Here is a 331-nt window from a genome sequence, read left to right on the forward strand (position 1 = left end):
GGTGTGACCTCTTTGCCATCATCACTAGACTATTTTCGGCTTTCAATATACGTCGTATTTCTTCGTCAGCTTCTGTCGTTCAGTCAGTCACGTACTTAAGTACGCTCCTTCCTTCTCTCCATCGCTTCCTCGAACTACTCGTATCTTGAAACCCTTGGTTGAAAAAATTATTCTTTCAAAACTGGATAAACGGTGCATTGATTGTTCAAACTTTTTTTGGTTAAGTCCTCGATCGATTAGTATTCGTCAGCTCCATGTGTCACCACACTTCCACCTCGAACCTATCTACCTCATCGTCTTTGAGGGATCTTACTTACTTGCGTAATGGGAA

At 42.0% G+C, this 331-nt stretch carries 1 rRNA gene; it reads right to left on the reverse strand.

Annotation, left to right across the window (positions count from 1 at the left end):
• Positions 1-216 precede the first annotated feature (216 nt).
• Positions 217-331, reverse strand: a 23S ribosomal RNA gene (locus tag ACYQ73_RS28320); the annotation flags it as partial.

The sequence above is a fragment of the Lysinibacillus sp. CTST325 genome (genome assembly GCF_054665055.1).